Consider the following 26,713-nt stretch of genomic DNA (forward strand, 5'->3'; position numbering starts at 1 on the left):
GTTTCCGAGAGGTGTCTTCGGTGGTGGTGGGGGGTGGGGGGCGGTGTGGGTGGCGGAGGGTGTGGTCGGGGTCGAAGGGTGCTGCGGGGGCCGGTGCGCGTCGTTGGGACCAGGGGGCGTCGCAGGGGCCGGAGGGTGCAGCCGGGATCAGAGGATGCTGTGGGGGCCGGTGCGCGCCGCCGGGACCAGAGGGCGCCGCCGGAACCGGCGCGGGCAGCCGGAACCGGCGCGGGCCGCCGGGACCAGAGAGCGCAGCCGGGATCGGCGCGCACCGGGCCGGGGGCTGGATGGCGCTGCGGGAGCAGAGGCGCCGTGGGGGCAGGAGTGTGCCGCCGGGATCAGACGGTGCCGCGCGGACCAGAGGGTGCCGCGCGGACCAGAGGATGCTGGAACCCGAGGGCGTCGCCCGGATTGCAAGGCGCTGTCGGGACCGGGACGCGCTGCTCGGAGCAGCCGGGGTCGGAAGGGCCCGCCGGGTTTGGACCGGGCCAGGGGCCGGCACGCGTCCGGTCCGGACCGCGCCCCGGGCCAGCGGTGGCCCGGGCTGGAGCGCGCCGGGGCTGGACCCTCTCGGGAGGTGGTGGGTGCCGGGGCTGGACCGTTCCGGGAGGTAGTGGGTGCCGGGCTGGACCGTTCCAAGAGGCGGAGGGCGTCGGCGGCTAGACCGCGCTCCCCGCCTTCCACTCCGCCCAAGACAGGTTCCAGCCGTTGAGGCCGTTGTCCGCCGCCACGGTCTTCTCGCCGGAGTTCTTCACGATGACGACGTCGCCGAGCATCGAGCTGTCGTAGAACTTGTAGCCAGCCACCGACGTGTCGTTCGCGCCCTTCGCGTCGTGCAGGCCGACGCAGCCGTGGCTGGTGTTCTCGCTGCCGAACACCGACGTGGACGCCCAGTAGTTGCCGTGCACGAAGGTGCCGGAGGTGGTGAGGCGCTGGGCGTGCGGGACGTCGGAGATGTCGTACTCGTCGCCGAGGCCGACCGTCGAGGACTCCATGCGGGTCTGCTTGAACCGCTCGCTGATCACCATGATCCCGGACCAGGTGGTGTGCTGGGCGTTGCCGCCGCTGACCGGGTAGGTCGCGAGGGTCTTGCCGTCCCGCTTGACGGTCATCTCCTTGCTGGACAGGTCGACCGTGCTGATCTGCTCGCGCCCGATGTCGAAGGTGACGTCCTTGGACTGGACGCCGTAGATCCCGTCCTGGCCCTCGACGTCCTTCAGACGCAGGCTGAGGGTGATCTTCGTGCCGGCCGCCCAGTACGTCTCGGGGCGGAAGTCCAGCCGCGTGTCGCTGAACCAGTGGCCGACGATCTCGACGGCGGGCTCGGCGGTGACGGTGATCGCCTTCTGGACGTTGGACCGGTCCTTGACCGCGTGCGTGAAGTTGATCGAGACAGGCATGCCGACGCCGGAGGTGGAGTTCGCCTCGGGGGTGAAGTAGCCGACGAAGGTCTCGCCGGGCGACTTCGTGGTGAAGGTCAGGGTCTTCGCGGCGGCGTCCTGCGCCTGCGCCGAGACCGTGTACTTCGTGCCCGAGTACGGGTTCTTCGTGGACGTCCACTTCGTCTTGGCGTCGTTGAAGGTGCCGGCCAGCGTGGAGCCGTCGTTGCCGGTCACCTTCACCGTGGCGAGCGTGCCGTCGGCCACGGTCACCGTGACCGGGGCCGTGAAGTCGGCCTTCTTGGTGCCGTCGGCGGGCGAGACCGTGACGGTCGGCGCCTTCGCGGCCTTCACCGTCGCCGTCGCCGACGAACCACCCGACGACGAGCTCTCCGCGGCCCCCGCCGAACCGCTGCAACCGGTCAGGACGGCGGCCGGCACCACCCCGAGCACGGTGAGGACCCCACGACGGGACCACCTCTCCGACTGCTTCTCGGACCGGTTGGATATGTGCGACACGCCCACGGCAGGCCTTCCTCCGCATGTCGCGCACACCCCCTGGCCGTACGCGACGAGATCACCAGTGCCGTTGCATCCTGCGCCACTTCCATGGGGTGAGTCTTTGAATCCCAGGGGCTCCACCTGAGATTCCTGTGAAGAGAGCATGAAAGAAGGCCTGAAACCACGGTTGCCGGACGCTTCCCGAGTGTGAACAGAGTATGAAGGCGCCGACCGGTGCCCTGAGTATCCGGTGAGATCCCCGTCCCGCCATGGCTTCCCCACCTACCCGGTCGGAATAGTGAGGAAGGAACTGAAGGCGGAGTTCCGTTTCGGCGGCTCCGCGGCAGACCACGCCGGAGGTATTCGTGACCGAAGTCCGCAAGCGGCCCACCGTGGCGATCGTCGGAGGGGGCGCGGCAGGCACCCTGACCGCCGTCCAGCTCTGCGAGACCGCCACCCGCCGCCGGACCCCGCTCGACCTGGTGCTGGTCGACCCGGCCCCGGAAGCCGGCCGCGGCACGGCCTACGCCACACCCGATCCGCGCCATCGGCTCAACGTCCCGGCGGGCGGCATGAGTTGCTACCCCGACGACCCCGGCCACTTCACCCGCTGGCTGTGCCGCCACGGTGAACCCACTGTCAGCGGCGCCGATTTCGCCACCCGCTACCGCTACGGCGCCTACCTCGCCGACACACTCGCCCAGGCCGTCGTCCGCTCTCACGGCACGGTCTCCGTACGCCGGCTGCGCACCCGCGCCGAGAGCTGTACCGGCACCCCCGAAGGCCCGGTGGAACTCCACCTCGCCGACGGGGGACTCCTCACCGCCGACAGCGCCGTCCTGGCCACCGGCCCCGCCGCTCCTACGGCCGCCTGGGCCCCGCCCGCGCTGCGCACCTCGCCCCGCTTCATCAACTCGCCCTGGAAACCAGGCGCGTTGGACGCCGTGCGCGATGACACCGCCGACGTCCTCCTCGTCGGCACCGGCCTCACCGCCGTGGACCTCGCCCTCACCCTGGACCGTTCCAAGCGCACGGTCCACGCCGTCTCCCGCCGCGGACTCCTGCCGCAGCCCCACGCGTTGGGACCGGCCGGCGCGATGGACGCGCCGAGCTGGCCCCGCGACCTCACCCTGAGCGGCCTGCGCCGAACCGTCTACCGGCACGTCAGCCGCTCCGTCCGCACCCACGGCGACTGGCGCCCCGCCCTGGACAGCCTGCGCCCGCACACCGCGCGACTCTGGCGCAGCCTCACCCCCGAAGAACGCGGGGAGTTCCTCGCCCACGAGGGCGCCCTCTGGAACACCCACCGCCACCGCATGGCCCCCACCACCGCCGAGTCGGTCACCCGGGCCCGCACCGCCCGCCGCCTCCAGGTCCACGCGGGCACGATCGCCGATGTGGTGGAGTCCGGCGGGCAGTTGGCGGTCACGCTGTCCAACGGCCGTACGGTGCGCGTGGGTTGGGTGATCGACTGCACGGGACCCGGGCAGCGGCTCGAAGACCCGCTGTGGCGTGGGCTGTTCGAGACAGGGGCGGCCGTTCCCGGCCCGCTCGGCATGGGTGTCGCCACCCGCGACGGACGTCTCCTCGACGCCCGAGGCCGTTCCCCGCGACCGCTGTTCACGCTCGGCGCCCCCAGGCGCGGTGAGCTGTGGGAGACCACGGCGATCCCCGAGATCCGCGTGCAGGCGGCCACTCTGGCCCAGCAGTTGCTGGCGCCACCGGCCCGCCGCGCCGCCCGCCGCAGGCCCGTCGACGGACTCGGCCTCCCGCTCTCCACCCACGCCGAGGCCGCCACCGCCTACCGCAACGGACTCGACCGGGTCCTCAAAGTACGCGCCGGAGCCGAGGACGCCTTCGCCCGCGCGGTCGCCCTGGACCCCGGATTCGCCCTGGGCCACGCGGCGTTGGCGTTGCTCGGCCACGAGTGCGGGGCCGCGGTCGACGTACCCCGGGCGCTCGCGGACGCCCAGCGCTGCGCACACGAACGCGCCGACGAACGCGAGCGGTCCTTCGTCGACGTGATCACCCGCCGGGTCCAATCCGCCGACGGGGACGGCGCGTTGATACGACACCTCGACGCCCACCCCGCCGACGCGCTGGCCCTCGCCACCGCCGTCCCCACCATCGCGTTCTCCGGCGTCACCGACCTGGACGACGACTACGCCCTACGGCTCGTCGAGCAGACGTCCCCCGCCTACGACGGGCACTGGTTCCACACCTCGCTGCTCGCGTTCCTGCGCCAGGAGCAGGGCCGGCTGTACGAGGCGGGCGAACTCGCCCACCGCGCCCTGGGAGTCGAGCCCGCGTCCGGTCACGCCGTGCACGCGCTGGCCCACGTCCACTACGAGTCCGGCGCCCACGAGGCGGGCCGGGACTGGCTGGACGGCTGGGTGTCCGGGCAGGGCCGGGGTGCCGTCCACCGGGCCCACTTCTCCTGGCACATCGCCCTGCACGAACTGGCGTTGGACGACCCCGCCGCCGTACGCAGGCGCTGGTTCGCGCAGTTGGCGCCCGGGCGGGTGACCGGGGTGCGCGCTCTGGTCGACTCGGGGTCGCTGCTGTGGCGGGCCCGGCTCAGCGGCAACTGGCAGGGGGAGCTGCCCACTTCGGACGTCCTGGGCACCGTGGCCTGCGAGGTGCTGGAGCGACCTGCGACGGCGTTCACGGCCCTGCACGCGGCAGTGGCTCTGACGGCGGCCGGAGACCTCCCCGCCCTCCGCCGCCTGCGCGACCACGCGGCGGGCGCCGACCCGGTGCAGCGCGAGGTCATCGCCCCGCTCTGCGACGCCTTCGCCGCCCTCGTCGAACACCGCTTCCACGAAGCCGCCCACGGGCTCGACGCGTTGCTGCCGGTCCTGCGGAAGGTGGGTGGCAGCGCGGCCCAACGCGAGGTCGTCGAGGAGACGTTGCTGTACGCGCTGGTGTCGGCGGGGCGGTGCGACGCGGCACGACGGTTGCTGGACGCGCGGCTGGACCGGAAGGCGGCGCCTCGGGACCGGCGGATGCTGGCGGGGTTGCCCGGGTGAGGCGGGTAGGGGGGATGCTGATCGGGGTGGCTTGTGGAAAACGGGTGGGACGAGCGGGAGTTGGAGGCGCGTCCCGTCGTAGGCCTACCTCTGGATCCGATCTCGTGGTCAGTCGGGAGTGGGCCGTTCGCGGGGCTCGTCCTCCGGTGCCGGGGGGAGGCTGAGGGTCGCCTCCAGGCCTCCCGCGGGGCCGGTGTCGAGGTGGAGTGTGCCGTGGTGGAGGTGCGCCTGTTGGTCGACGAGGGCCAGGCCGAGGCCGGAGCCGGGCGAGCGGGCGCGGGTGCCGCGGGTGAACCGGGCCTTCATGGACTGCCGTTGGGCGGCGGGGATGCCGGGGCCGTCGTCGGCGACCGTGATGTGGACCGTTCCCGCGTCCTCGCCGAGCCGGACGTCCACCGTGCCCTCGAAGCGGCCGTGGAGGGCCGCGTTGTCGAGGAGATTGTCGACGGCCAGGCGTAGGCCGACGGGCCAACCATCCACGGTGGCAGGGGAGTTGGCCGTCAGCCGGTAGGTGGTCGTGGGGTGGCGGTGCGCCGCGTGGGCGACGGCCTCGGTGAGGAGCTCGCTCAGGACGACCGGGGTGCGTTCGGGGAGGGCGTGGGCGTCGCCGCGGGCCAGGGTCTGAAGTCCGGTGAGGAGCGCGGTGATTCGACGGTGCTCCGCGCTCATCGCCTCCAGGGCGCGGGCCCGTTGGGGTGCGGGGAGGTCGGGGTTGCGCTGGAGGGTCTCCAGGGTGACCCCGAGGCTGGTGAGCGGGGTGCGGAGTTCGTGGCCCGCGTCGGCGGTGAAACGGCGGGTGGAGTCCATGCTGACGCGCAACTGGTCCAGCATGCTGTTCAGCGCGTGGGAGAGATCCGCGACCTCCTGCGGGTGTGTGACGGCGGGGAGTTGGGGCCCGGCCGTGTCCGCGCTGATCGCGAGGGCGCCGGTCCGCAGGCGTTCCAGTGGCTGGAGGATGATCCGGGTGAGCAGCCAGACGCCGCCGGCCGTGGCGAGGGCGGCGAGGAGCGTGACGGCGGCGACGATCACGGTGTTGTCCGCCAGCCGCCGTTCGATCGGGTCGATGTCCTGAAGCACTTCGAGGCGCTCGCCGGTGGTGCTCAGGGAGCGGGTCAGTGAGCGCCAGGTCTGCCCGTCGGTGTCGATCGTGCGGTATCCGTCACGGGTGGGCACCGGGAGTGGGGCGCTCGGCGTCTCGCCGTGCTGCGCGATCACCTTCCCACCGGAGACGAGCCGGACCAGGCTCTGACTTCCGGCCAGCAGACCGCCGTAGTCGTCGCTGTCCTCACCGCCACTGCCCGGATGGTCCCCCTGGTCGCGCAACTTGTCGGCATCCTGGTCGCCCTTCTCGGCACGGGCGGCGAGTTGCCGGTCGACATCGGTACGGTCGCGGTGATCGATCCGAGCCACGATGACCAACCCGGCGAGCGCAACCACGACGGTCACCAGCAACACGACAGCAGCGGTGATCCGGGAGCGGAGACTGCGCGGGACCCAGGTCATGGACCGGTCCATGGGGCGACGGCGGAGGAGGTGATCTGGGGGTGCGGCTTGCGTGGCTCCCACGTCATGGGCGGGTACGCGGGACTGCCCCCGGCGATGTTCCAGGGTCTCGGGCCGGCTGGCAGCCGCGTCATGGACCGTTCCACAGGACGCCCGCAGCCGGGATCGGAGCGCACGCCGCGCGACACCCCCGTCACGGCCCGGTCCGCAGGACGAAGCCGATTCCGCGGACGGTTCGGAGCACCCGGGGACCGCCGTCGGCCTCCAGTTTTTTGCGGAGGTACCCGATGAACACGTCGACCACGTTGGTGTCCACGTCCCAGGTGTAACCCCAGACCCGCTCCAACAGCTGGGCGCGGGACAGGACTTGGCCGGGCCGGTGGGCGAGGGCGAGGAGGAGGTCGAACTCGCGGGTGGTCAGGCGGAGTTCGCGTCCCGCCCGGGAGGCCACGCGGCGCGCGGGCTCGATCGCGACGTCGCCGACGACCAGGGACCGCTCGGTCGTCGACTCGTGCAGCCGCACCATCGCGTGCAGCCGAGCGGCCAACTCCCCGATGGAGAACGGTTTTACGACGTAGTCGTCCGCGCCCGCCGCGAGCCCCGCGACCCGGTCGTCGACTTCGTCGCGCGCCGAGAGCATGCACACCGGAAGCGTCCTGCCCTGGGCGCGCAGCGCGCGGACCACCTCGACCCCGGACAGACCCGGCATCGTCACGTCCAGGACGATCACCGACGGCGGTCGGCCGACGACCTCGTCGAGTGCCGTTTCGCCGTCCTCGGCCAGCCGTACCGTGAAGCCCTCAAGACCGAGCCCCAGGTCCAGGGCCGCGCGCACGCCGGGGTCGTCGTCGACCACCAGCACCTCCGGCTTCCGGCCCACCGCCGCCATGCAGCACCTCGACTTCCTCACCGGCACCCGCGGGAACGGGCACCGTCGCCTGCCCTCAGGATCGGCGGCGAACAACAAGGAAGTCTAAGAACCACGCGGGCCCGTCCTCCCACCGAGCCGTTGTCGACACAGGTCAGAGGCCCGACCGCCCCTCCCGGCCGCCGGGTTTCTTAGAGCGGCCACAAAGAGCGAGGCAAGGGTGAGGACACGCCCTGGCCGCCGGGGCATCCCTGGCCCTCGCGACGAAGGAAGCCCGCCGATGACCCTGTCCACCGAGCTGCCCCGCGGGCAACGCACCCCGCCCGCTCCACCCCGCAGGGGGCGATTCACGCTCGCCGACCCGCTCGGCGCGCTGGCGATCCTGTCCGTGGTCGCGGTCGTAGCGCTGTGGGTGAGGAACCAGGGCGGTCCACTCAGCCTGACGGCCTCCGACCGCGCGACCGGCTCCCTCGGCCTGCTCGCCGGACTGCTGGCCTCCGACCTGATGATCCTCCAGGTCGTCCTGCTCGCCCGGATCCCCTGGGTGGAACGGTCCTGGGGCCACGACCTGCTCACCCGCCGGCACCGCCTGGTCGGCTTCGCGTCGTTCTGGCTGATGACGGCCCACGTCACCCTGTTCGCCTTGGAACGGTCCACCCGCGAACCCACGGCGATCCCGGACGCACTCCTGCGCCTGTTCGTCACCGACTCATGGATGCTGTTCGCCACCGTGGGGACCGCCCTGCTGATCATGGTCGTGGTCACCTCGATCCGCGCGGCCCGCCGCCGACTCCGCTACGAGTCCTGGCACCTGCTGCACATCTACTCCTACGCCGGCATCGCGGCCACCTTCCCGCACACCTTCACCGACGGCGCCGACTTCCACGAGACATGGACCCGCGTCTACTGGTGGTGCCTCTACGGCTTCGCGTTCGCCGCCACCCTCCTCTACCGCGTCGCCCTGCCCGCCTGGCGCTCCCTGTACCACCGCCTGCGGGTCGAGTCCGTGGTCACCGAGGTGCCCGGCACGGTCTCGGTCACCCTCAAGGGCCACCGCCTGGACCGGATGCGGACGGCCTCCGGCCAGTTCTTCGTCTGGCGCTTCCTCGACGGCCCCGGCTGGTCCCGCGGCAACCCCTACACGCTCTCCGCCGCCCCCACCCCGGACCGGTTGCGCATCACGATCAAGTCCGTGGGCGACGGCAGCGAGCGCGCCGCCCGCCTCACCCCCGGCACCCGCGCCCTGATCGAGGGCCCCTACGGCACCCTCACCGCCCGTCGCCGTACCCACCCCGGCATGCTCCTCATGGCCGCCGGAATCGGCATCACCCCCATGCGCGCCCTGCTCGAGGACGCCCCCTACGCCCCCGGCGAGGCCACCCTCATCTATCGCCACGGCGAGGACGAGCACGCCGTGTTCGCCGACGAACTCCGCGCCATCGCCGCCGACCGAGGCGTCGAGCTGATCCTCCTCCCGGGACCGCGCCGCGCCGACATGTCCTGGCAGGCGGCGGGTCCCGCGCACCGCGACGTCACGTCCTGGTCGGCCGCGGGTCCGGCCCACCTCACGGACATCTCCAGGCCGGCCACCGGTCCCGCGCGCCGCGCCGACACAACCTGGCAGACCGCGGACCCGGCCCACCGCACCGATGCCTCCCTGCAGGCGGCCGCTTCCGCGCACCGCGTCGGCACTTCCCGGCAGATCGCAGGTCCCGCCCACCTCGCCGGCACTCCCGGGCACGCCACCGCCCCCGCTCACCTCGACGACGACGCCCAGGTCCTCAAGAACCTCGTCCCCGACATCGCCCACCGGGACATCTACGTCTGCGGCCCGCCCACCTGGATCACCGCCGTCCGGAAGGCCGCCCGCGGCGCCGGCGCCCACCGCGACAGCATCCACACCGAAGAGTTCGCCTGGTAGCGGCGCCCCACCCCGTCAACAAGCGGAGCGGTACCACACCCCGTCAACAACAGGAGCACACATGCGACGCATCACCCTCTGGTTCACCGCCACCGTCTCCGTGGCCGTCCTCCTCTTCGCCTTCCAACTCAACGCCTCCGGCGCGACCGGCAAGTCCGGAGACGGCGGCGACCACATGCCGCCCGCCTCCACCTCCGCCTCGACGTCCAACGCCTCGGCCAAGCCCGGGGACGACAGCGCCGGCTACGGCGACCACGTCGGAAAGCCGGGCGAGGACAAGTAGTTGCCTCACGGGCGCGCCAACTCCGGCTCCACGGACTCCTCTTCACGCACCGCACGTCGGCAGCCGTGCGCCCCCGTCACACCTCCGGCCGCCACCCCAACGCCCGCGATATCCCACGCGCAGCGAGCCGCACCGCCGGTACCAACGCCGGTACCTGCGCGTCCACTTGAGGCACGACCACCGACACCGCGGCGACCACCGCACCGCCCGGCCCGCGCACCGGAGCCGCCACCGACAGCGCGTCGTCCGTGATCTGACGGGTACTCACCGCCACGCCGGTGCGCCGGACTTCGGCCAGCACCCGGCGCAGCCGTACCGGATCGGTGATCGTGTACGGCGTGAACGGCGCCAACGGACCGGCGCAGTAGGCCTCTTGGGAGTCCGGGTCGTCGTGGGCCAGCAGGGCCAGGCCCACTCCGGTGGCGTGGAGCGGCCAGCGGGCGCCCACCCGGATGTGCACGCCGACCGCGGAACGGCCCGAGATCCACTCGGTGTAGACGACCTCCGCGCCGTCCCGCACCGCCAGCTGCACGTTCTCGTGCGTCGATTCGTACAAGTCCTCCAGGTAGGGGAGGGCCAGTTGGCGCAGGGCGAGCCCGCGGGGTGCCAGTGCCGCGATCTCCCACAGTCGTAGACCTACGTGGTACGTACCCGACGCGTCCCGTTCCAGGGCGCCCCACTCGGTGAGGGCGCCCGCTAGGCGGTGGGCGGTGGTGAGGGTGAGGCCGGCGCGGCGGCTGATGTCGGACAGGGACAGGGCCGTGTGCGCGTGGTCGAAGGCGGCGAGCACGGCGAGCAGCCGGTCCGGCGCGGAGCGCGTGGCGGGCGCCGTCGACCGGGGGATCCTCGAGGGCCGGGTGGTGGCTGCCGACCCGGTGATCGGCGCCGACTGTGCGGTGGCCGCGGACCCGGTGGTCGTAGCGGAACCGGTGCTCGTAGCGGACCGGGTGGTGGTCATGGCCGGGCCTCCGTCCGGTGTCAGGTCAGTCCGTCCTCGGCGACCCGTTGCAGCAGGGTGTGCAGGGTCTCGCGCTCGGCCGCGTCGAGTGGGTCCAGCAGTTCGTTCGTGACGCGCAGGCCAGCCTCGTCCGTGTCGCGCAGGAAGCCGCGGCCGTCCGCTGTCAGGACCACGATGCGGCTGCGCCGGTCGTCGGGGGAAGGGCGGCGCTCGGCGAATCCCAGCTTCTCCAGGTCGTCGACCAGGCCGACGATCGCGCTCGGGTCGTAGCCGAGGCGGGTGCTCAGTTCGCGCTGGAGGGCGCCCTCGGACGTGGCCAGGAAGCGGAGCAGCGCGTAGTGGCGCAGGCGCAGGCCCGACTCCTGGAGGAACGTGTTGAAGAGCTGGCCGGAGCGCAGGCCCAGCCGGTACATGAGGTAGCCCGTGTCCGCGTGCAGCCCGCGCATCCACGGCTCGTGCGCGTCGATCGGGGGGTTCGCGGCGTGCGGCTGACCGGCGATGGCGGGCTCCCTGGGTCGAGGCCCCGGGCGGGGCGTGCGGTGGTTCGGAGCCAGTGTGACGCACATGGTCCATCGGCAACAACTATTGACGTCAACAATTATTGCTCTTAGCTTCGATCTCGTAGCCGCACCCCGGTGGGTTCAGACCCCGGCGCGGCTCGCAGCCGTATCGCCGTGTGAAGGGATCCGCTCGTGCCCAGCATCGATCTGACCGGCAAGGTCGCCGTCGTCACCGGCAGTGGCCGGGGCCTCGGCCTCGCCTACGCGCACGCCCTGGCCGCCCACGGCGCGTCCGTGGTCGTCAACGACATCGACGAGGCGGTGGCCGAGCAGGCCGTGAAGTCGATCGCCGAGGCGGGCGGCACCGCCGTCGCCGAGGTCGTCCCGGTCGGCACGACGGAGGCCGCCGAACGGCTGGTGAATCGTGCCGTCGAGGAGTTCGGGCGGCTCGACATCCTGGTCACCAACGCGGGCATCCTGCGCGACAAGGTGCTGTGGAAGATGACCGACGAGGACTTCGACGCGGTGATCACCACCCACCTCAAGGGCACCTTCACCTGCGCCCGCGCCGCCGCCGTACGGATGCGCGAGCAGGGTGAGGGCGGCAGCCTGATCCTGGTCGGCTCGCCGGCCGGCCAGCGCGGCAACTTCGGCCAGACCAACTACTCGGCCGCCAAGGCGGGCATCGCCGCCTTCGCCCGCACCTGGTCGATGGAACTCGGCCGGGCGGGCATCACCGTCAACGCGATCGTGCCGGTCGCCGCGACCGCGATGACCGAGACGATCCCCGCGTTCGCCCCGTACATCGAGGCCATGAGGAACGGCGACCCGCTGCCCGACTTCCTCCGCAAGGGCGAGGGCTTCGGCACCCCCGAGGACTGCGCGGCCCTCGTGCCCTACCTCGCCTCCGAGGCCGCGCGCGGGATCACCGGCCAGGCCATCGGCATCGGCGGCGACAAGGTGGCACTCTGGTCCCACCCGCAGGAGATCAGCGCGGCCTACGCCGACGGCGGCTGGACCCCTGACACCCTGGCCGACGCCTTCCCCACCTCGGTCGGCGCCGAACTCCAGTCGGTCGGCATCCCCGCACCGAAGCTGCCGGAGGCGTGATGGACATCGGTACGGACACGGGTACGGGTATGGACGTCGGTGAACTCGTCGCGATCGACGTCCACACCCACGCGGAGGTGTCCTCCAAGGGCCACTCCTCCCTGGACGACGACCTGCACGACGCCTCCTCCGCCTACTTCAAGGTCGAGGGCAAGCGGAAACCGACGCTGGAGGAGACCGCCGCGTACTACCGCGAGCGGAAGATGGCCGCCGTGATCTTCACGGTCGACGCCGAGTCCGCGACGGGCACCGAGCCCGTCCCGAACGAGGAGGTCGCCGAGGCCGCCGCCGCCAACGCGGACGTGCTCATCCCCTTCGCGTCCATCGACCCGTTCCGGGGCCGAGCGGGCGTGAAGCAGGCCCGCCGACTGGTCGAGGAGTACGGGGTCAAGGGCTTCAAGTTCCACCCCAACATCCAGGGCTTCTTCCCGAACGACCGGTCCGTGGCCTACGCCCTCTACGAGGTCATCGAGGAGACGGGCACCATCGCCCTCTTCCACACGGGCCAGACGGGCATCGGCGCGGGCGTACCGGGAGGCGGCGGGATCCGCCTCAAGTACTCCAACCCCCTGCATGTGGACGACGTCGCCGCCGACTTCCCGCACCTCAAGATCATCCTGGCGCACCCGTCCTTCCCCTGGCAGGACGAGGCCCTCGCCGTCGCCACGCACAAGCCGGGCGTCCACATCGACCTGTCCGGCTGGTCCCCGAAGTACTTCCCGCCGCAGCTGGTGCAGTACGCCAACACCCTGCTGAAGGACAAGGTCCTCTTCGGCTCCGACTACCCCGTCCTCACCCCGGACCGCTGGCTCGCCGACTTCGAGAAGCTGCCGATCAAGGACGAGGTCAAGCCGAAGATCCTCAAGGAGAACGCCGCCCGCCTGCTCGGACTGACGTAAGGGGCACCGGATGCGCAACGAGGGACTGGGCTCCTGGCCCGCACGCCGGGCCCGGAAGACCCCGCACCGCACGGCTCTGGTACACGGTGGTTCGTCGACGGGCGACGGTGGACTGTCTACAGGCGGCGGCGGATCGTCGGCAGGCGACGGTGGATCGTCGACAGGCCGCAGTAGTTCGTCGATGGACTACGGCACATTGCATACCCGAACCACCCGCCTCGCCCACGCCCTCCGCACCCGGGGCGTCCGCCGCGGCGACCGCATCGCCTACCTCGGCCCCAACCACCCCTCTTACCTGGAGACCCTGTTCGCGGCCGGCATCCTCGGCGCGGTCTTCGTCCCCCTCAACACCCGCCTCGTCGGCCCGGAGATCGCCCACCAACTCACCGACTCCGGCGCCAAGATCCTCGTCTACGGCCCGACGCACGCCGGCCTCGTCGCCGGACTCCCGGGCAGCACCGACGTCCGTACGTACGTCGAAGTCGGCCCGGAATACGAGGAGTTGCTCGGCGCCGCCGCCGACGAGCCGATCGACGAGCCCGTCTCGGCAGACGACACCTGCATCATCATGTACACCTCGGGCACGACCGGCCGTCCCAAGGGCGCCATGCTCACCCACGGCAACCTGGCCTGGAACGCGATCAACGTCCTCGTCGACACCGACCTGATCGCGGACGAACGCGCCCTGGTCTCCGCCCCGTTGTTCCACACGGCCGGCCTCAACATGCTCACCCTGCCGGTGCTGCTCAAGGGCGGTACCTGCGTCCTGGTCGAGGCCTTCGACCCGGCGGCCACCTTCGACCTGATCGAACAGCACCGGATCACCTTCATGTTCGGGGTGCCGACGATGTTCGACCAACTGGCCCGGCACCCTCGCTGGGCCGACGCCGACCTCTCCTCGCTGCGCATCCTCACCTGCGGCGGCTCCCCGGTACCGTCCCCGCTGATCGCCGCCTACCAGAAACGCGGACTCACCTTCCTCCAGGGCTACGGCATGACGGAGGCCGCGCCCGGAACCCTGTTCCTGGACGCCGAACACGCGGTCAGCAAGGCGGGTTCCGCGGGCGTACCGCACTTCTTCAGCGACGTACGGGTCGTACGGCCCGACCTCACCCCCGCCGACGTGGGCGAGACCGGCGAGGTCGTGGTGCGCGGGCCCCATGTCATGCCCGGTTATTGGGGGTTGCCCGAGGAGACGGCCGCGGTCTTCGCCGACGGCTGGTTCCGCAGCGGGGACGCGGCGCGGACCGACGAGGACGGGTACGTGTACATCGTCGACCGTATGAAGGACATGATCATCTCCGGTGGGGAGAACATCTACCCCGCCGAGATCGAGGACCTCCTCCTGGCCCACCCCGACATCGTGGAGTGCGCGGTCATCGGGGTCGCGGACGACAAGTGGGGCGAGGTGCCGCGCGCGGTCGTCGTGCCCCGCGAAGGTGCCTCCCCGGATCCGGACGAGGTGCTCGCGTCGCTGGCCGGCCGGCTCGCCAAGTACAAGATCCCCAAGTCGATGGTGGTCGCGGACGAACTCCCGCGCACCGCCTCCGGAAAGCTCCTCAAGTCCCGGGTGCGCAAGCGCTTCGGCGACCGGTAACTCCCTTAAGGAACAGGCTACTTATGAGCATCACCGTCAACGGCCTCGACGAACTCAAGAAGCTCGCGGGCAGCGACCTCGGCACCAGCGAGTGGATCGAGATCACCCAGGAGCGCGTCAACACCTTCGCCGACGCGACGGGTGACCACCAGTGGATCCACGTCGACCCGGAGAAGGCGGCGGCGGGCCCCTTCGGCGCGCCCATCGCGCACGGCTATCTGACCCTCTCCCTCTTCATCCCGCTCTTCACCGAGCTGCTGGACGTCGAGGGCGTGTCGACGAAGGTCAACTACGGCCTGAACAAGGTGCGTTTCCCCGCGCCGGTCAAGGTGGGGTCGCGGATCCGGCTCGTCGCGAAGCTCGCCTCGGTCGAGGACGTACCGGGCGGGGTGCAGGTCGCCGTCGAGGGGACGATAGAGATCGACGGCGGGCCGAAGCCCGCCGCCGTCCTGCAGAGTCTCTCGCGGTTCTACGCCTGACCGGCGGCTACTGCTGACTGTCTACTTGCAGACTGTCTACGACCGACTGCCGACCATCGACCGTCGTTCGTCTACTGCTGCTTGTACGAGTACACGCTCGTCGACACCTGGCACACACCCGGCTGGACGACCTCGGCCCGCAGTGTGCCGCTGTTCACGTCGTAGTCGATGCCCTCGGCCTCGAACGTGCCCGTGCAGATGCTGCGTTGGGGCAGTGCGAACAGGCTGGTGACCGTGCCGGTGATCGGCTGGCCGTCCAGCTTGTGGGGCAGGTCGACCTGGAGGAGCGGGCGGATCTCGGGGAACTTGGTCCCCGACGCGTCGTCCGAGACGCACACCAGGCGGGTGTCCGTCACGAAGTCGCAGCCCTGGATGTCGTTCACCGTCTTGTCCAGGGTGATCTGCCCGGCCTGCGGCAGCGCCCCGCCCGTCGCCGGAGTGGACGGGTTGAGCAGGGGCGTGGGGAAGACCTGGAGTCTGGACTGGTCGCCCCACTCGCCCGACACCATCCACTGCGTGTCGGGCGAGATCGCGTCGAACGAGTTGTTGATCTTCTCGCCCGAGTCGAGCGTGTGGACGTACGTGTAGCGCGTCCCGGACGGCGTGGTGACCGCGAACATCTTGGACGTGGCCGTGTCGGCGCCCTGGTAGGCGTCGAAGACGTAGCCGTTGGCGATGTCCGGGTCGCCGATGTGGTTCCAGCCCTGGATACGCAGATCCAGCGGGATGGACGCCAGCCCGCGGTACAGCAGCGAGCCGTCCGCCTGGCTGGCGACGCCCTCACCGCCGCCGAGACTGCCGGTGTACGCGGTGCCGGTCTCCGTCCAGGTGGTGGAGGCGGCGGCCGAGGAGGTGCTCACGCCGAGTGTGAGAGCACCCAATAAGCCAGCGAGGAGAGTGAGTTGACGCTTCATCAGATACCTGCCAGGTCGACGAAGATGGGGTTGGAATAGAACCATGTGTCGGCCCACGGGTCACCGTTTCCGGGCTCGTGGGGGATCGGGCCGTGCGGGTCCACCGAGGCACCGAGGTAGCCCGCGCCGTGTCGCTTGCCGTCGCTGCCGCGCAGCCGCAGGTAGAAGGACTCGTCCCCGGCGGTCACCGGAATGCGCAGGGTGTACGTTCCCTTGCGGCCGCCGACGTCCGCCGTACGGACGACCTTCGTGTCCGGCGCCCGCCACGCGTCCCGGTCGGACACGGCGCCGCGCACCGCGCCCCGGATCACGTCCACGTGCGCCAACTCGGGCAGGATTCCCTGGGCGTTGGGCCGCGAGGCGGTCGTCACGGTGATGCTCAGCGTGAGCCGGTCGCCCTTGCGGACGCGCAGTCGGCCGCCCAGGGTGACACCCTGGCCGTGGTCGCAGTCCCGCTTCAGGCGGACGTCGAGACCGTCCAGCAGATGCCCGTGGTCGACCCAGACCCGACCCGCGCGCATCCCCGCCATCACCTCGCGGTAGCCGTAGCGGGTCACGCCCACATGGGTGCGGCTGAACTCGCCGGGCCAGAAGTCGCTGCCCGGCTGCGGGGAGTCGGTCTGCACCGGGTCGGGCAGCTTGCCGGTGTTGTCGAAGTTCTGCCCGTCGGGCCAGGCGCCGTTGGCCCAAGTGTCGTAGACCGTACGGTGGTTGTCGGAGTTGGTGGTGATCGAGAACAGCCGGCCCTCGGCCAGCATCGAGTCCCACAGCCCGCCGACGGTCGCCGTCGCCCAGTCGAAACCGCCGTACGTCACATACGCGTCCGCCGGATAGCCCGACCAGGACTGCGCCGAGGGCTTGTTCTCGTACTCGCCGCGGATCGACGTGGCGCCGCGCCAGCCGGGCAGGGCCGCGCCCTGGGCGCCGGGCGCGCCCTCCATGCCGATCATGATCTCGGAGGCCGCGTCCCGCCAGGCCCGCATCTCGTGCGGGGAGTCGATGCCCAGGCGCAGCGGGTGGTTGGCCAGGACGAGGACGTCGTCGACGTAGCCCGAACGCCGTTGCGCGGCCAGCCACTTGATGGCCTTCACGGCGTGCGCCTCGTTGCGGGCGGTGTCCGTGGCGCCGGCTGAGCCCTCGGTATAGCCCAACAGCTTGCCGTCGTAGGCGAGTTCGAACTGCGTGAGCAGATCCACCTCGTGGCGGCCGGGCGCGGCGAAGATCGTGCAGTGCTCGGCGGCCGGGATGTACCACTCCAGGCCCTGGAAGATCAGCTGGCGGGGGTTCGCGGCACGCGCCTTGAGGATCTCGGCGTGCTCCAACTCGGCGCCGTAGGAGGCGTGTCCGAAGTTTGAGTGCTCGTTGAACACCATCCAGTCGAGGCCGTACCGCGCGGCGGCTCTCGCCTGCTGGGAGAACGTGTACTTCGCGTCGTGGCTGTACACGGAGTGCACGTGGTGGTCGCCGACGAGGTAGGCGAGGCGCGGGTCGTTGCCGCCATAGCCCCGGCCCGCCGCCGACGCGGAGGTGGCGAGCGGGCCCGCGCCGAGGGTGAACGCGGCGCCGAACAGGCCCGCGCGGCGCAGGAGTTGGCGTCGGGAGACGCCCTGCGCGTCGAGGTCGGCGGGGGAGACGGACGGATCGGCCCAGGAGGGCAGCTGCTGCTCGGTCATGAGGATTCAGGAGTCCTTGTCACGGCTGTCAGTGGTTCATGAACGAGGTGACGGGCAGCGCCCGTTCGACGATCCGGACGTCGCCGAGCCGGCCGTGCAGGATCTGGTCGATCTTCCCGGCGTACTCGTAGCCGCCGAGCAGCCAGGGCAGCCCGACCGAGGTGAGGCCCACGGCGGTCGCCGTCGGATTGCGCACGACGGGGCAGCCCTCGACGTACAGCGTCGTGTGCTTGCCGTCGTTGACGACGGCGAGGTGCCACCAGGTCTCCAGCGGGGTCTCCTGACCCCAGTTGCTGGCGATGCCCTCCTGGTTCAACGGCCGTACCGCCCACTGGGGTTCACGGTCGTTGGAGAGCGAGAGCGTGGCGAGGGGCTCGTCCGGGTCGTCCCCGGTCTTGCCCGCGGCGCCGCCCGTACCGGTCCGACTCACCAGTCCCGACCAGGCGTTGTGGTCGGGGTCCCAGTCGGCGGGCAGCCGGTAGAACGCCTCGACGGTGTAACCCCGTTTGAACGTCGCCGAGTTGAGCGGTGCCCCGTCGACCGTGCGCAGATACGCGCCCTTCAGCGGCGACTTGTAGCCGGTGAACTCCAGGCTGCCGTGGCCGGGTTGGTCGGGGTGGTGGTCCGAGGACCAGTTCAGGGCGCCGCCGCCGACCGTGACGAGGGTGAGGTCGTTGCCGCGTCCCGACTGGTCGCGGACCGTTCCGCTCACGGCCGTGGCGTCGGCGTGTCCGTCGAAGCGCCAGTACGCCACCGTGCCGGGGACGAGGAGCTTCGAGGCGGGACGCGACGGGCGGGCGGCGACCGGGGCGAAGCCGGCGAAGCGGTCCGCGAAGTCGATGCCGACGGTGAACCGGTCGGCGTCGCCGCTGAGTTCGATCTCCTGGCGCTCCAGCTCGTTGAGGCCCTTCGCCGCCCGGCCCAGGATCCACGGCGAGACCGTCTCGACGTCGATGACCCCGCGGTCCAGGTCGAAGCGGTAGAGGCGGATCATCGCCGCACCACCGAAGTAACGGTTCTGATAGTTCGTCAGGTGCAGGTGGACGTCATTGCCTGCCGCGTTCTTGCGGGTCGCCCGGCCCGCGGGCCAGTAGTGCCCGTTGAGCGTGAGGAAGATCTGGTCGTGGTCCTCGATCAGCTGGTCCCACAACTGCTGTCCGTAGTCCGACAGTTGGTCGTCCTCGACGACCAGCTCGTGCGTCGTCAGGATCACCGGCGTGTGCGGGTGCTGGGCCAGGACGCTCTTCGCCCACGCGTACCCCTTCGCCGACAGCCGCCAGTCCAGCGCGAGCACCATCCACTCACGGCCCGCCGCCTCGAAGAGGTGGTACGTGTTGTAGCCGTCGGCCGACGCGCCGCCGAACGTGCGCGCGCCCTTGAAGCGCTGCGGCCCGAACGTGTCCAGGTACGCCGAGGTGCCGCGCTGGTCGTCGGTCGACGAGTTCACGTCGTGGTTGCCCGCCAGCACGCTGTAGCCGACGCCCCGCCGGTCCAGCAGCCTGAACGCCTCGCCGATCGCGGCGAATTCGGGCTTCGCGCCGTTCTGCGTCAGGTCGCCCAGGTGGGACAGGAACACGATGTTCTCGTCCTTGCCGTGCTCCAGGAGATAGCGCAGCGAGGCCTCGATCGGCGCCTTGTCGATGCTCGGCCCGTCGAAGAGGTACTGGGTGTCCGGCATCACCGCGAGGGTGAAGCGCCGGCTGTCGGTGTCGGGGCGCCAACTCGCCGTCGCCGGGGCTGCTTCGGCGGTGGTCGGCAGTGCGACACCGGCCGTTGCGGCGGCACCGAGCAGGGCCGTCGCGCGGAGGAAACTGCGCCGTCCGGCGCCGGCCTGGGCCGTCTCGCACTGATCGTGCTCATGCGAAGTACACACGTGTGCTCCGTACAGGGTGAGTGCTCGTGAAAGCTGCTGAGAACTGGGGAGTTCAGAGAACGCGCAGGGTCCAGCTCCAGCGATGGACACCCGGTGCGACGAGATACTGGGGTGACGTGTCGGGGCCGCACGACGCCGTGCCCAACCCCCGGTGCGCCGCGTCGAGTTGCACCACGCAGGACGCGCGCGGCACCAGTTCGTCGTGGTGCCGTACGGCGGTCAGGTCCGTGGCGCGATGGCGGGTCACCGAGACCTGGCGGGGCTCGTCGAGGTCGACCGCGAGACCGGTGGCGTCCGGTGCCGACAGCGTGAACCGCCGTACCCCGTGCCGCCCACCGCTCTCCTGCGGCCGCAGATACGGGGTGAACAACGCGTCGACGGGGACCGAGTGGTGGCCCACGGGCGCGCCCGTGCTGCGGTCGGGGTACGACTCCCAGGGACCCCGGCCGAACCACTCCAGCAGATCGAGCCCCGGCACCGTCTCGAACACGGTGCCCACCCGGGCCACATCGACGAACTCCTCGGGCAGCTGGGCCGATTCCTCGACCAGGACCCCGCCCTCCACCGGCGTGAACACCTGACAGTGCCGGACCACACCGGCTGCCCCGGCGTACTCGGCGACCGTCGTCACCCGCTCGCCGTCACGCCGTACGGAAACAACCTTGCGGACCAGCGAGTCGAGACCCCAGGTCCGCCAGCGCGCCGCCATGCCGCCCAACTCGTCGTTGTCGGTGGGCGCCCGCCACAGGGACAGGGTCGGGGCGAGAGTCAACAGCGGGTGGCGCAGCAGGCCTTCGCCGTCGACCTCGACCCGGCCACCGCCAACCACCGGCGGTGTCATGGGCGTTGCCGCCCGCAGCCGTACCTGGGGCGCGCACACGTCCGTGCCGCGCGGCGCCCACGGCTGGTCCTCGGCCGTCGTCACGCGCAGCGTCAGCCAGGCCTCGCCGCCGTCCTCCGGCAGCTCGAACGGCAGCGGTACGGCCACCGTCTCACCCGGGCACAGGGTGGGCAGTTCGGCCGGAGCGGTCAGCGTACGGCCGTCCGCGAGGGCCAACTCCCAAGTGGCGGCGAGCCATTCGAAGCCGCGGAAGTGCTGGTGGTTGCCGAGGACGATGCCCTCGTGCCGGAAACACTCGATGCGCACCGGCGCCGCGATCTCCCGGTGCTCGAACATGACCGGCTTGGGCGTGCGGTCGGGAAACACCACGCCGTCCGCGATGAACGCGCCGTCGTGGATCGACTCGCCGAAGTCACCGCCGTACGCCCAGCGTTGACCGGGCGCGGCGACACCGTTGTCATACAGTCCGGCGCCCGCGCGGCCGGTGGGTCTTCCGTCGCTCACACGTTGCAGGATTCCGTGGTCCCAGAACTCCCAGATGAAGCCGCCCTGAAGACCCGAGGTTGACTCGATGGCGGCCCAGGTGTCCGCGAGGGTTCCGTTGCTGTTGCCCATCGCGTGGGAGTACTCGCACTGGATCAGCGGCTTGGTCTGCTCACCGGACAGCGCGTGGGCGACACAGTCCTCGATCGGCGCGTACATCGGACACGCGATGTCGGAGGCGAGGCCCGGGTCGGCCCAGCCGCGCTTGGCCGCGCCCTCGTATTGGACCGGTCTGGTCGGGTCGTGGCGGCGGACCCAGCCGGCCGCCGCGTCGTGATTGGCGCCGTAGTCGGACTCGTTGCCGAGCGACCAGATGATGACCGAGGGGTGGTTCTTGTCGCGCAGCACCATCCGCGCCGTGCGGTCCACGAACGCGTTCAGATAGCGCGGGTCGTCCGCGATCTCGTGCGCGTGGTCGTGCGACTCGATGTCCGCCTCGTCGACGACGTAGAAGCCCAGCTCGTCGGCGAGGTCGTAGAGCGCCGGGTCGTTGGGGTAGTGCGAGGTGCGGACCGCGTTGAAGCCGAACCGCTTGAGCAGCACCAGGTCCGCGCGCATGTCGTCGTACGACACCGTGCGGCCGGTCAGCGGATGGAAGTCGTGCCGGTTGACGCCCCGGATGTACACGCGCTCGCCGTTGACGAGCAGGTCCCGCCCGACGATCTCCACGTCCCGGAAACCGATGCGCCGGTACGACGTGTCGGCGACCGTCCCGTCGGCGCGGTGCAGCCGGACGGTGAGGCCGTACAGCTCGGGCGTCTCGGCGTTCCAGGTGCGGACCTCGGGCACGGTGGCGCGCAGGCGGGCCTCGCCGAGGAAGTCGGAGACGCGGTCGTCCTCGGTGTTGAACCGGTCGAACTCCTCGTCCTGGGTGAGGAGTTGACCGTCGAGATCACCGCTGACGTACCACCCGGCGGGCAGCGCGCCGGCCGCGTTCCGCACCTGGCAGTCGACCCGCAGGGCGCCGTCGTAGGACGCCCGCACGGTCACGTCCGCGAGATGCAGCGGATCGGTCGCGTACAGCAGCACCGAGCGCGTGATGCCCCCGTGCCACCACTGGTCCTGGTCCTCGATGTGCGAGGAGTCCGACCACTTGACCACGGTCAGCCGTACGGTGGCCCGCGCGCCGGGACGTACGACGTCCGAGAGGTCGAAGTCGGCGGCCAGGTGGGAGTCCTTGGAGATGCCGACGGGCCGCCCGTCCACGTGCACGAGCAGCACGCTCTCGGCGGCCCCGACCTGGAGCACGATCCGCCGCCCGGCCCAGTCGGCCGGGACGTCGATCTCACGCTCGTAGACACCTGTCGGATTGTCGACCGGCGACAGCGGAGGGAATTCTGTATACGACATACGGACGTTCGTGTACTGCGGAAGGTCGTCCGTATCCTGCATGGTCCATACGCCCGGCACGTATGCGGACGACCAGACCTCCGCCAGAGGCGCGTCCGGCGCCGGCAGCAGCTGGAAGCGCCAGTCGCCGTCGAGGGAGCGCGCACCCGCGCGGCGGTCGACGGCGGACATGGGCAACCGCCCCCAGGAGGTCACCTCGGGTGACTCCCAGGGGCGGAGCGCGAGCAGCGGGTCGGTCATCAGCGGATGGCTCCCTTGCCGAGGTCGCCGATGATCTGCTTGGCGCCGACCGCGAACACGATCAGCAGGGGGATGAGGGCCAGAAGCGCGCCGGTCATGACCATTCCGTAGTCGGTGGTGCCGTGGGTGCCGTTGAGCTGGGACAGGGCCACCTGGAGGGTGACGTTGTTCGGGTTGGTGAGGGCGATCAGGGGCCAGGCGTAGTCGTTCCACTGGCCCATGAAGGTGAAGATGCCGAGGAACGCGAGGCCCGGCCGGACCACCGGGAGGGCCACGTGCCAGTACTGGCGCAGGAAGTGCGCGCCGTCGATGCGGGAGGCGTCGAGGAGTTCGTCGTGGATCGCGCTCTTCATGTACTGGCGCATCCAGAAGATGCCGAACGCGTTGGCCGCCGCCGGCACGATCAGCGCGGTCATCGAGCCGATCCAGCCGAGCTTCGCCATGATGACGAACTGCGGGATGGCCGCGAGCTGCGCCGGCACCATGAAGATGACCATCAGCAGTGCGAACAGCACGTTCTTGCCCGGGAACTGGAACTTGGCGAAGACGAACGCGGCCAGCGAGTCGAAGAGCAGGACCAGGAAGGTCACCGACCCCGCCACCAGTACCGAGTTGAACATCGAGCCGAAGAAGTCGATGTTGTCGAAGAGGCTGCGCACGTTCTCCAGGAAGTGCGTGCCCGGCAGCAGCTTCGGCGGGTAGGAGAAGATCTCCGACGAGGTGTGCGTCGACATGATCACGGCCCAGTAGAACGGGAAGGCCGAGAGCAACACGCCCAGGATCAGGGAGACATGGAGGGCGATGCCGCGGCTCCGGTCGCCCCGGATGCCCTTCGGTCGCCGTGTGCCTTGGAAGAATGCCATGGTGACCGGCTCCCTAGTCTTCGCCCCGGCGCTGCACCAGGCGCCAGTTGACGATGGAGAAGATGATGACGACGAGGAAGATGCCCCAGGCCACGGCGGCGCCGTAACCGAAGTCGTTGTTGTCGAAGGTCTGCTGGAAGAAGTACAGGACCATCGTCTGGCCGGAGTGGCCCGGACCGCCCGCGAACGTCGAGTCGTTCGAGGTGTTCTGGAGCAGCACCTGTGGTTCGGAGAAGCTCTGCAGACCGGTGACCGTCGAGATGACGAGCACGAACAGCAGCACCGGCCGCATCATCGGGAGCGTGATCCGGAAGAAGGTTTGGACCGGTCCCGCGCCGTCCATCCGGGCGGCCTCGTACACCTCGCTCGGGATGGTCTGCAGACCGGCGAGGAAGATGATCGCGTTGTAGCCGGTCCACTGCCAGGTCATCAGTGTCGCGATCGCGATCTTGATGCCCCACGGGGTGTTCAGCCAGGCGATCTGGTCGATGCCCACCGCCTGCAACAGGGCGTTCACCAGGCCGAAGTTGGTGGAGAACACCGAGCCGAAGACGATCGCGATCGCCACCACCGAGGTGACGTTCGGGAGGAAGTAGGCGAAGCGGTACACGTTCTTGAAGCGGACCGCGGAGTTGAGCATCACGGCTGTGATCATCGCGAGGAAGATCATGGGGAACGTCGCCAGCGCCCAGATGATCAGGGTGTTGCCGATCGAGTTCCAGAAGTCGGTGTCGCTCAGCAGGTACTTGTACTGCGAGAGCCCCGCCCACTCCATCGAGCCGAGGCCGTCCCAGCGGTGCAGGGAGAGGTAGAACGAGAACCCGACGGGGATCAGCCCGAAGCAGAGGAACAGCAGATAGAACGGGGAGATCGCGGCGTACAGATGCCAGTACTTCCGGAAGCCGCTCTTGGGCCGCGTGGTGGCGGACGAACTGTCCACGGCGGCAGGGGGCTTGTCCAGTGCGGTGGCCATCAGTAGCTCACCCCCAGGTGGTCCGCGATGCGCCGGCACTTGCTCATGGCGTCACTCCAGGCCTTCTTGGGGTCCTTGCCGAGGACACCGACGTTCTTGATCTCGTCCTTGAGGGGCTGCCCGAGCGCGATGTCGAACGGGCTGTTGTAGGCGACCGTGATCTTCTGCGCGGCCGGCCCGAAGATGTCCATCGTGTCCTGCCCGCCGAAGAACGGGTCCGGCACACGCACGGACTTCAGGTCGTACGAGGCGGGGGTGGAGGGGAACAGGCCCGCGTCGACGAAGCCTTGAGCCTGGTTGGCCGCGTTCATCATCCAGGTGATGATCCGGAAGGCCTGCTCGGGCTCCCGGCACGCCTTGGTGATCGACAGGAACGAACCGCCGTTGTTGGCCGGCCGCACCGGCATCTGGGCAACTCGCCAGCGCCCCTTGGTCTTTGGCACACCGGTCTTGATGTCGCTGGTCGCCCAGGAGGCGCCCAGCTGACTGGGCAGCTTGCCGTCCTGCACGGCCGAGAGCTGGTCCGGGGTGCCGCTGACCAGATCCGAGACGATCTTGCGCCGCTTGGCCTCGACCGCCAACGCCCAGGCCTGGCGCACGTGTTGCTGGTCCCCGATGAAGTGGCGGTCCTTGTCGACGTACCGCTTGGAGCCCTGGTTCACCACGTTCTCGAAGATGCTGTTGACGTCGGTGACCAGGGACGCCCCGGGAATCCGCTTCCTGAGCTGTTCGCCCGCCGCGAAGAACTTCTCCCAGGTGTTCAACTCCCCTGAGACATCGGCGGGTTCGTACGGCAGCCCGGCCTTGCGGAACACGGCGTACTGGTAGAAGTGCGCCACCGGACCGCAGTCGATGGGGAAGCCGACCATCGTGCCGTCGTCGGCGATGCCCTGCTGCCACTTCCAGTCCAGGTACTGGCTCTTGTACTTGTCCGCGCCGAGCGTCCTGAGGTCCACGAACTGGTCGGCGTTGGGCAGATAGGACGCCATGTCCTCGCCCTTGAGGCCGGCGATGTCGGGGATGTGGGCCTTGCCGGCCATCGTGGTGATCAGCTTGGACCGGTAGTAGCCGCCGATCTTGATCGCCTGGAGGTCGACCGTACTGTCGTAACGCGCCTTGGCGTTCTTGACGACCGTGTCGCCGAGGCCGCCGTCCCAGTACCACAGGACCATGTTCCGGCCGGTGGAACCGGTCGGAACGGCACAGCCGGACGCCAGGCCGCCTAGCGCCGTGGCCGCCGTACCGGCCAGGCCCGCACGGAGCAGGCCTCTTCGTGAGAGCCGCACAGCTCCCACCGCCTTTCGGATCTGTTCGATCTGTTCGGGTCGTGCATACGAGGGGCAAGTGGGGGGACTTGCAGGGGACTTGCGAGGTGGGGGGAGTTACTCCCGTGCGGGGGGAGTGACAGGTGCGTACGCGACGGGCGGGCCGGGATCCGCCGGGATCCGGTCGGCCAGAAAACCGTATGCACGCCGCAGTTCGGGATCGCGGACTGTATGCAGCCAACGGTCGACGCCGTACCAGCCCGGTGCCGCCAGCGCACCGCCGTGGTGCTGGACGGACAGCCCGGCCGCGAGCACCGCGAACCGCAGCCGTTCCTCCAGCGGCCAGCCGCCGAGCGAGGCCGCGACGAAGCTCGCGCCGAACACGTCACCGGCACCCGTCGCGTCCAGGACGTCGACGGCCAGGGCCGGGACCTCCGCGTACTCGCCGGTCGTCTGGTCGACGGCGATCGCCCCGTCGCCGCCGCGCGTGATCACCGCGACCGGCACCAGTTCGGTGAGGGTGCCGAGCGCCGCGACCGCGCTGTCGGTGCGGGTGTAGGCCATCGCCTCGGCCTCGTTGGGGAGGAAGGCGTGGCACAGGGCGAGCTGGTCGAGCAGGTCGCGGGACCACTGCTCGGTGGGGTCCCAGCCGACGTCGGCGTAGATCTGCGTGTCGTTCGCGGAGGCCTTGGCGAGCCACGCGCGCGGCTCGGCCTCCAGGTGCACCAGCGCGGTGCGCGCCTCGGGCGGGTCGCCCATCAGCACGTCCTGCGAGTACGGCGGTTCCTGGCCGTGGGTGACCAGCGCCCGGTCGTCGCCGTGGGCGAGCGAGACGGTGACGGGGGTGTGCCAGCCGTTCGCGGTGCGGGACAGGGAGAGGTCGACGCCCTCCTGGCCGGCGAGGATCTCATGGCAGTACGCGCCGTAGAAGTCGTCGCCGAAGACCGTGGCCAGGGACGTCCGCAGGCCGAAGCGGGACGCGGCGACCGCGAGGTTCGCGATGCCGCCCGGGCCGCAGCCCATGCCGCCGGTCCAGATCTCCTCGCCCGGCGTCGGCGGCTGCGGCAGACCCGTGAGGACGAGGTCGTAGAAGAGCAGCCCGGTCAGCAGCACATCGGGCCGGGGGTCGTCCACGCGCGCATCCTCTCGTC

20 protein-coding genes are annotated in these 26,713 nt (G+C 70.5%); 7 read left to right on the top strand and 13 right to left on the bottom strand.

Features of this window, described 5'->3' with window-relative positions:
* Positions 1–659: 659 nt before the first annotated feature.
* A complete protein-coding gene (locus OO69_RS17535) occupies positions 660–1,904 on the bottom strand; it encodes a L,D-transpeptidase (protein ID WP_033281611.1) in 1,245 nt (414 codons plus the stop codon).
* A gap of 341 nt (positions 1,905–2,245) precedes the next feature.
* Between OO69_RS17535 and OO69_RS17540 the strand changes: the two genes are divergently transcribed.
* Positions 2,246–4,909, top strand: a complete 2,664-nt coding sequence (locus OO69_RS17540) for an FAD/NAD(P)-binding protein (RefSeq protein ID WP_199810966.1) — start codon at positions 2,246–2,248, stop codon at positions 4,907–4,909.
* Positions 4,910–5,017: 108 nt separating this feature from the next.
* Here OO69_RS17540 and OO69_RS17545 read toward each other — a convergent pair whose 3' ends face one another.
* Together OO69_RS17545 and OO69_RS17550 are read right to left on the bottom strand one after the other, a co-directional pair.
* Complete coding sequence (locus OO69_RS17545; protein WP_234444461.1) at positions 5,018–6,412, bottom strand: HAMP domain-containing sensor histidine kinase; 1,395 nt, start codon at positions 6,410–6,412, stop codon at positions 5,018–5,020.
* Positions 6,413–6,605: 193 nt separating this feature from the next.
* On the bottom strand, positions 6,606–7,301 hold the full coding sequence (locus OO69_RS17550; RefSeq protein WP_033281613.1) for a response regulator transcription factor: 696 nt from the start codon (positions 7,299–7,301) through the stop codon (positions 6,606–6,608).
* 259 nt (positions 7,302–7,560) lie between these two features.
* On the opposite strand from OO69_RS17550, the gene OO69_RS17555 reads away from it, so the two are divergent.
* Positions 7,561–9,201 carry a ferric reductase-like transmembrane domain-containing protein gene (locus OO69_RS17555; RefSeq protein ID WP_033281614.1) on the top strand — a complete coding sequence of 547 codons (1,641 nt, stop codon included), beginning with the start codon at positions 7,561–7,563 and terminating at the stop codon, positions 9,199–9,201.
* Positions 9,202–9,262: 61 nt separating this feature from the next.
* Positions 9,263–9,484: a hypothetical protein gene (locus OO69_RS17560; protein WP_033281615.1), complete on the top strand. Its 222-nt coding sequence runs from the start codon at positions 9,263–9,265 to the stop codon at positions 9,482–9,484.
* Positions 9,485–9,560: 76 nt separating this feature from the next.
* Here OO69_RS17560 and OO69_RS17565 read toward each other — a convergent pair whose 3' ends face one another.
* Together OO69_RS17565 and OO69_RS17570 are read right to left on the bottom strand one after the other, a co-directional pair.
* A complete protein-coding gene (locus tag OO69_RS17565; RefSeq protein ID WP_234444462.1) occupies positions 9,561–10,442 on the bottom strand; it encodes an IclR family transcriptional regulator in 882 nt (293 codons plus the stop codon).
* Positions 10,443–10,462: 20 nt separating this feature from the next.
* Positions 10,463–10,888, bottom strand: coding sequence for a MarR family transcriptional regulator (locus tag OO69_RS17570; RefSeq protein ID WP_033281616.1), 426 nt, complete (start codon positions 10,886–10,888; stop codon positions 10,463–10,465).
* Positions 10,889–11,134: 246 nt separating this feature from the next.
* Here OO69_RS17570 and OO69_RS17575 point away from each other — a divergent pair, with 246 nt between their 5' ends.
* From OO69_RS17575 to OO69_RS17590, 4 genes are read left to right on the top strand one after another with little or no spacing between them, the layout of a single operon-like run.
* A complete protein-coding gene (locus tag OO69_RS17575; protein WP_033281617.1) occupies positions 11,135–12,052 on the top strand; it encodes an SDR family NAD(P)-dependent oxidoreductase in 918 nt (305 codons plus the stop codon).
* A 29-nt stretch (positions 12,053–12,081) separates the two neighbouring features.
* On the top strand, positions 12,082–12,951 hold the full coding sequence (locus OO69_RS17580; RefSeq protein ID WP_033281777.1) for an amidohydrolase family protein: 870 nt from the start codon (positions 12,082–12,084) through the stop codon (positions 12,949–12,951).
* Positions 12,952–12,961: 10 nt separating this feature from the next.
* Complete coding sequence (locus OO69_RS17585) at positions 12,962–14,548, top strand: acyl-CoA synthetase (RefSeq protein WP_033281618.1); 1,587 nt, start codon at positions 12,962–12,964, stop codon at positions 14,546–14,548.
* A gap of 23 nt (positions 14,549–14,571) precedes the next feature.
* Positions 14,572–15,027, top strand: coding sequence for a MaoC family dehydratase (locus OO69_RS17590; RefSeq protein ID WP_033281619.1), 456 nt, complete (start codon positions 14,572–14,574; stop codon positions 15,025–15,027).
* 71 nt (positions 15,028–15,098) lie between these two features.
* On the opposite strand, the gene OO69_RS17595 is transcribed toward OO69_RS17590, so the two are convergent.
* The 8 genes from OO69_RS17595 to OO69_RS17630 all read right to left on the bottom strand — a co-directional run bounded on the left by OO69_RS17595 (position 15,099) and on the right by OO69_RS17630 (position 26,696).
* The gene (locus tag OO69_RS17595; protein WP_033281620.1) at positions 15,099–15,941 is read right to left on the bottom strand and encodes a hypothetical protein; all 843 of its coding nucleotides are present in this window, start codon (positions 15,939–15,941) and stop codon (positions 15,099–15,101) included.
* On the bottom strand, positions 15,941–17,614 hold the full coding sequence (locus tag OO69_RS17600) for a PHP domain-containing protein (RefSeq protein ID WP_033281621.1): 1,674 nt from the start codon (positions 17,612–17,614) through the stop codon (positions 15,941–15,943). The genes OO69_RS17595 and OO69_RS17600 overlap by 1 nt, the downstream gene beginning before the upstream one ends.
* 28 nt (positions 17,615–17,642) lie before the next feature.
* Complete coding sequence (locus OO69_RS17605; RefSeq protein ID WP_033281622.1) at positions 17,643–19,487, bottom strand: LamG-like jellyroll fold domain-containing protein; 1,845 nt, start codon at positions 19,485–19,487, stop codon at positions 17,643–17,645.
* Between the two features lie 52 nt (positions 19,488–19,539).
* Positions 19,540–22,461 (bottom strand): glycoside hydrolase family 2 TIM barrel-domain containing protein, encoded by a 2,922-nt coding sequence (locus OO69_RS17610; protein ID WP_033281623.1) that lies wholly within the window; start codon positions 22,459–22,461, stop codon positions 19,540–19,542.
* Positions 22,461–23,324, bottom strand: a complete 864-nt coding sequence (locus tag OO69_RS17615) for a carbohydrate ABC transporter permease (RefSeq protein ID WP_033281624.1) — start codon at positions 23,322–23,324, stop codon at positions 22,461–22,463. Before OO69_RS17615 ends, OO69_RS17610 begins: the two co-directional genes overlap by 1 nt.
* Positions 23,325–23,337: 13 nt before the next feature.
* Positions 23,338–24,297: a carbohydrate ABC transporter permease gene (locus OO69_RS17620; protein ID WP_033281625.1), complete on the bottom strand. Its 960-nt coding sequence runs from the start codon at positions 24,295–24,297 to the stop codon at positions 23,338–23,340.
* Positions 24,297–25,583, bottom strand: coding sequence for an ABC transporter substrate-binding protein (locus OO69_RS17625; protein WP_033281626.1), 1,287 nt, complete (start codon positions 25,581–25,583; stop codon positions 24,297–24,299). Before OO69_RS17625 ends, OO69_RS17620 begins: the two co-directional genes overlap by 1 nt.
* Before the next feature lie 96 nt (positions 25,584–25,679).
* Positions 25,680–26,696 (bottom strand): carbohydrate kinase family protein, encoded by a 1,017-nt coding sequence (locus OO69_RS17630; RefSeq protein ID WP_033281627.1) that lies wholly within the window; start codon positions 26,694–26,696, stop codon positions 25,680–25,682.
* Positions 26,697–26,713: the final 17 nt, after the last annotated feature.

It is taken from the genome of Streptomyces sp. NRRL F-525 (assembly GCF_000716605.1).
Taxonomy (GTDB): domain Bacteria; phylum Actinomycetota; class Actinomycetes; order Streptomycetales; family Streptomycetaceae; genus Streptomyces.

Excerpts from the sequence above, each read along its gene's own strand:
- OO69_RS17615 (WP_033281624.1), bottom strand. The coding sequence starts at position 23,324 with ATGGCATTCTTCCAAGGCACACGGCGACCGAAGGGCATCCGGGGCGAC.
- OO69_RS17610 (WP_033281623.1), bottom strand. The coding sequence starts at position 22,461 with ATGACCGACCCGCTGCTCGCGCTCCGCCCCTGGGAGTCACCCGAGGTG.
- OO69_RS17555 (WP_033281614.1), top strand. The coding sequence starts at position 7,561 with ATGACCCTGTCCACCGAGCTGCCCCGCGGGCAACGCACCCCGCCCGCT.
- OO69_RS17545 (WP_234444461.1), bottom strand. The coding sequence starts at position 6,412 with ATGACCTGGGTCCCGCGCAGTCTCCGCTCCCGGATCACCGCTGCTGTC.
- OO69_RS17590 (WP_033281619.1), top strand. The coding sequence starts at position 14,572 with ATGAGCATCACCGTCAACGGCCTCGACGAACTCAAGAAGCTCGCGGGC.
- OO69_RS17620 (WP_033281625.1), bottom strand. The coding sequence starts at position 24,297 with ATGGCCACCGCACTGGACAAGCCCCCTGCCGCCGTGGACAGTTCGTCC.
- OO69_RS17585 (WP_033281618.1), top strand. The coding sequence starts at position 12,962 with ATGCGCAACGAGGGACTGGGCTCCTGGCCCGCACGCCGGGCCCGGAAG.
- OO69_RS17570 (WP_033281616.1), bottom strand. The coding sequence starts at position 10,888 with ATGCGCGGGCTGCACGCGGACACGGGCTACCTCATGTACCGGCTGGGC.
- OO69_RS17565 (WP_234444462.1), bottom strand. The coding sequence starts at position 10,442 with ATGACCACCACCCGGTCCGCTACGAGCACCGGTTCCGCTACGACCACC.
- OO69_RS17600 (WP_033281621.1), bottom strand. The coding sequence starts at position 17,614 with ATGACCGAGCAGCAGCTGCCCTCCTGGGCCGATCCGTCCGTCTCCCCC.
- OO69_RS17550 (WP_033281613.1), bottom strand. The coding sequence starts at position 7,301 with ATGGCGGCGGTGGGCCGGAAGCCGGAGGTGCTGGTGGTCGACGACGAC.
- OO69_RS17580 (WP_033281777.1), top strand. The coding sequence starts at position 12,082 with ATGGACGTCGGTGAACTCGTCGCGATCGACGTCCACACCCACGCGGAG.
- OO69_RS17560 (WP_033281615.1), top strand. The coding sequence starts at position 9,263 with ATGCGACGCATCACCCTCTGGTTCACCGCCACCGTCTCCGTGGCCGTC.
- OO69_RS17595 (WP_033281620.1), bottom strand. The coding sequence starts at position 15,941 with ATGAAGCGTCAACTCACTCTCCTCGCTGGCTTATTGGGTGCTCTCACA.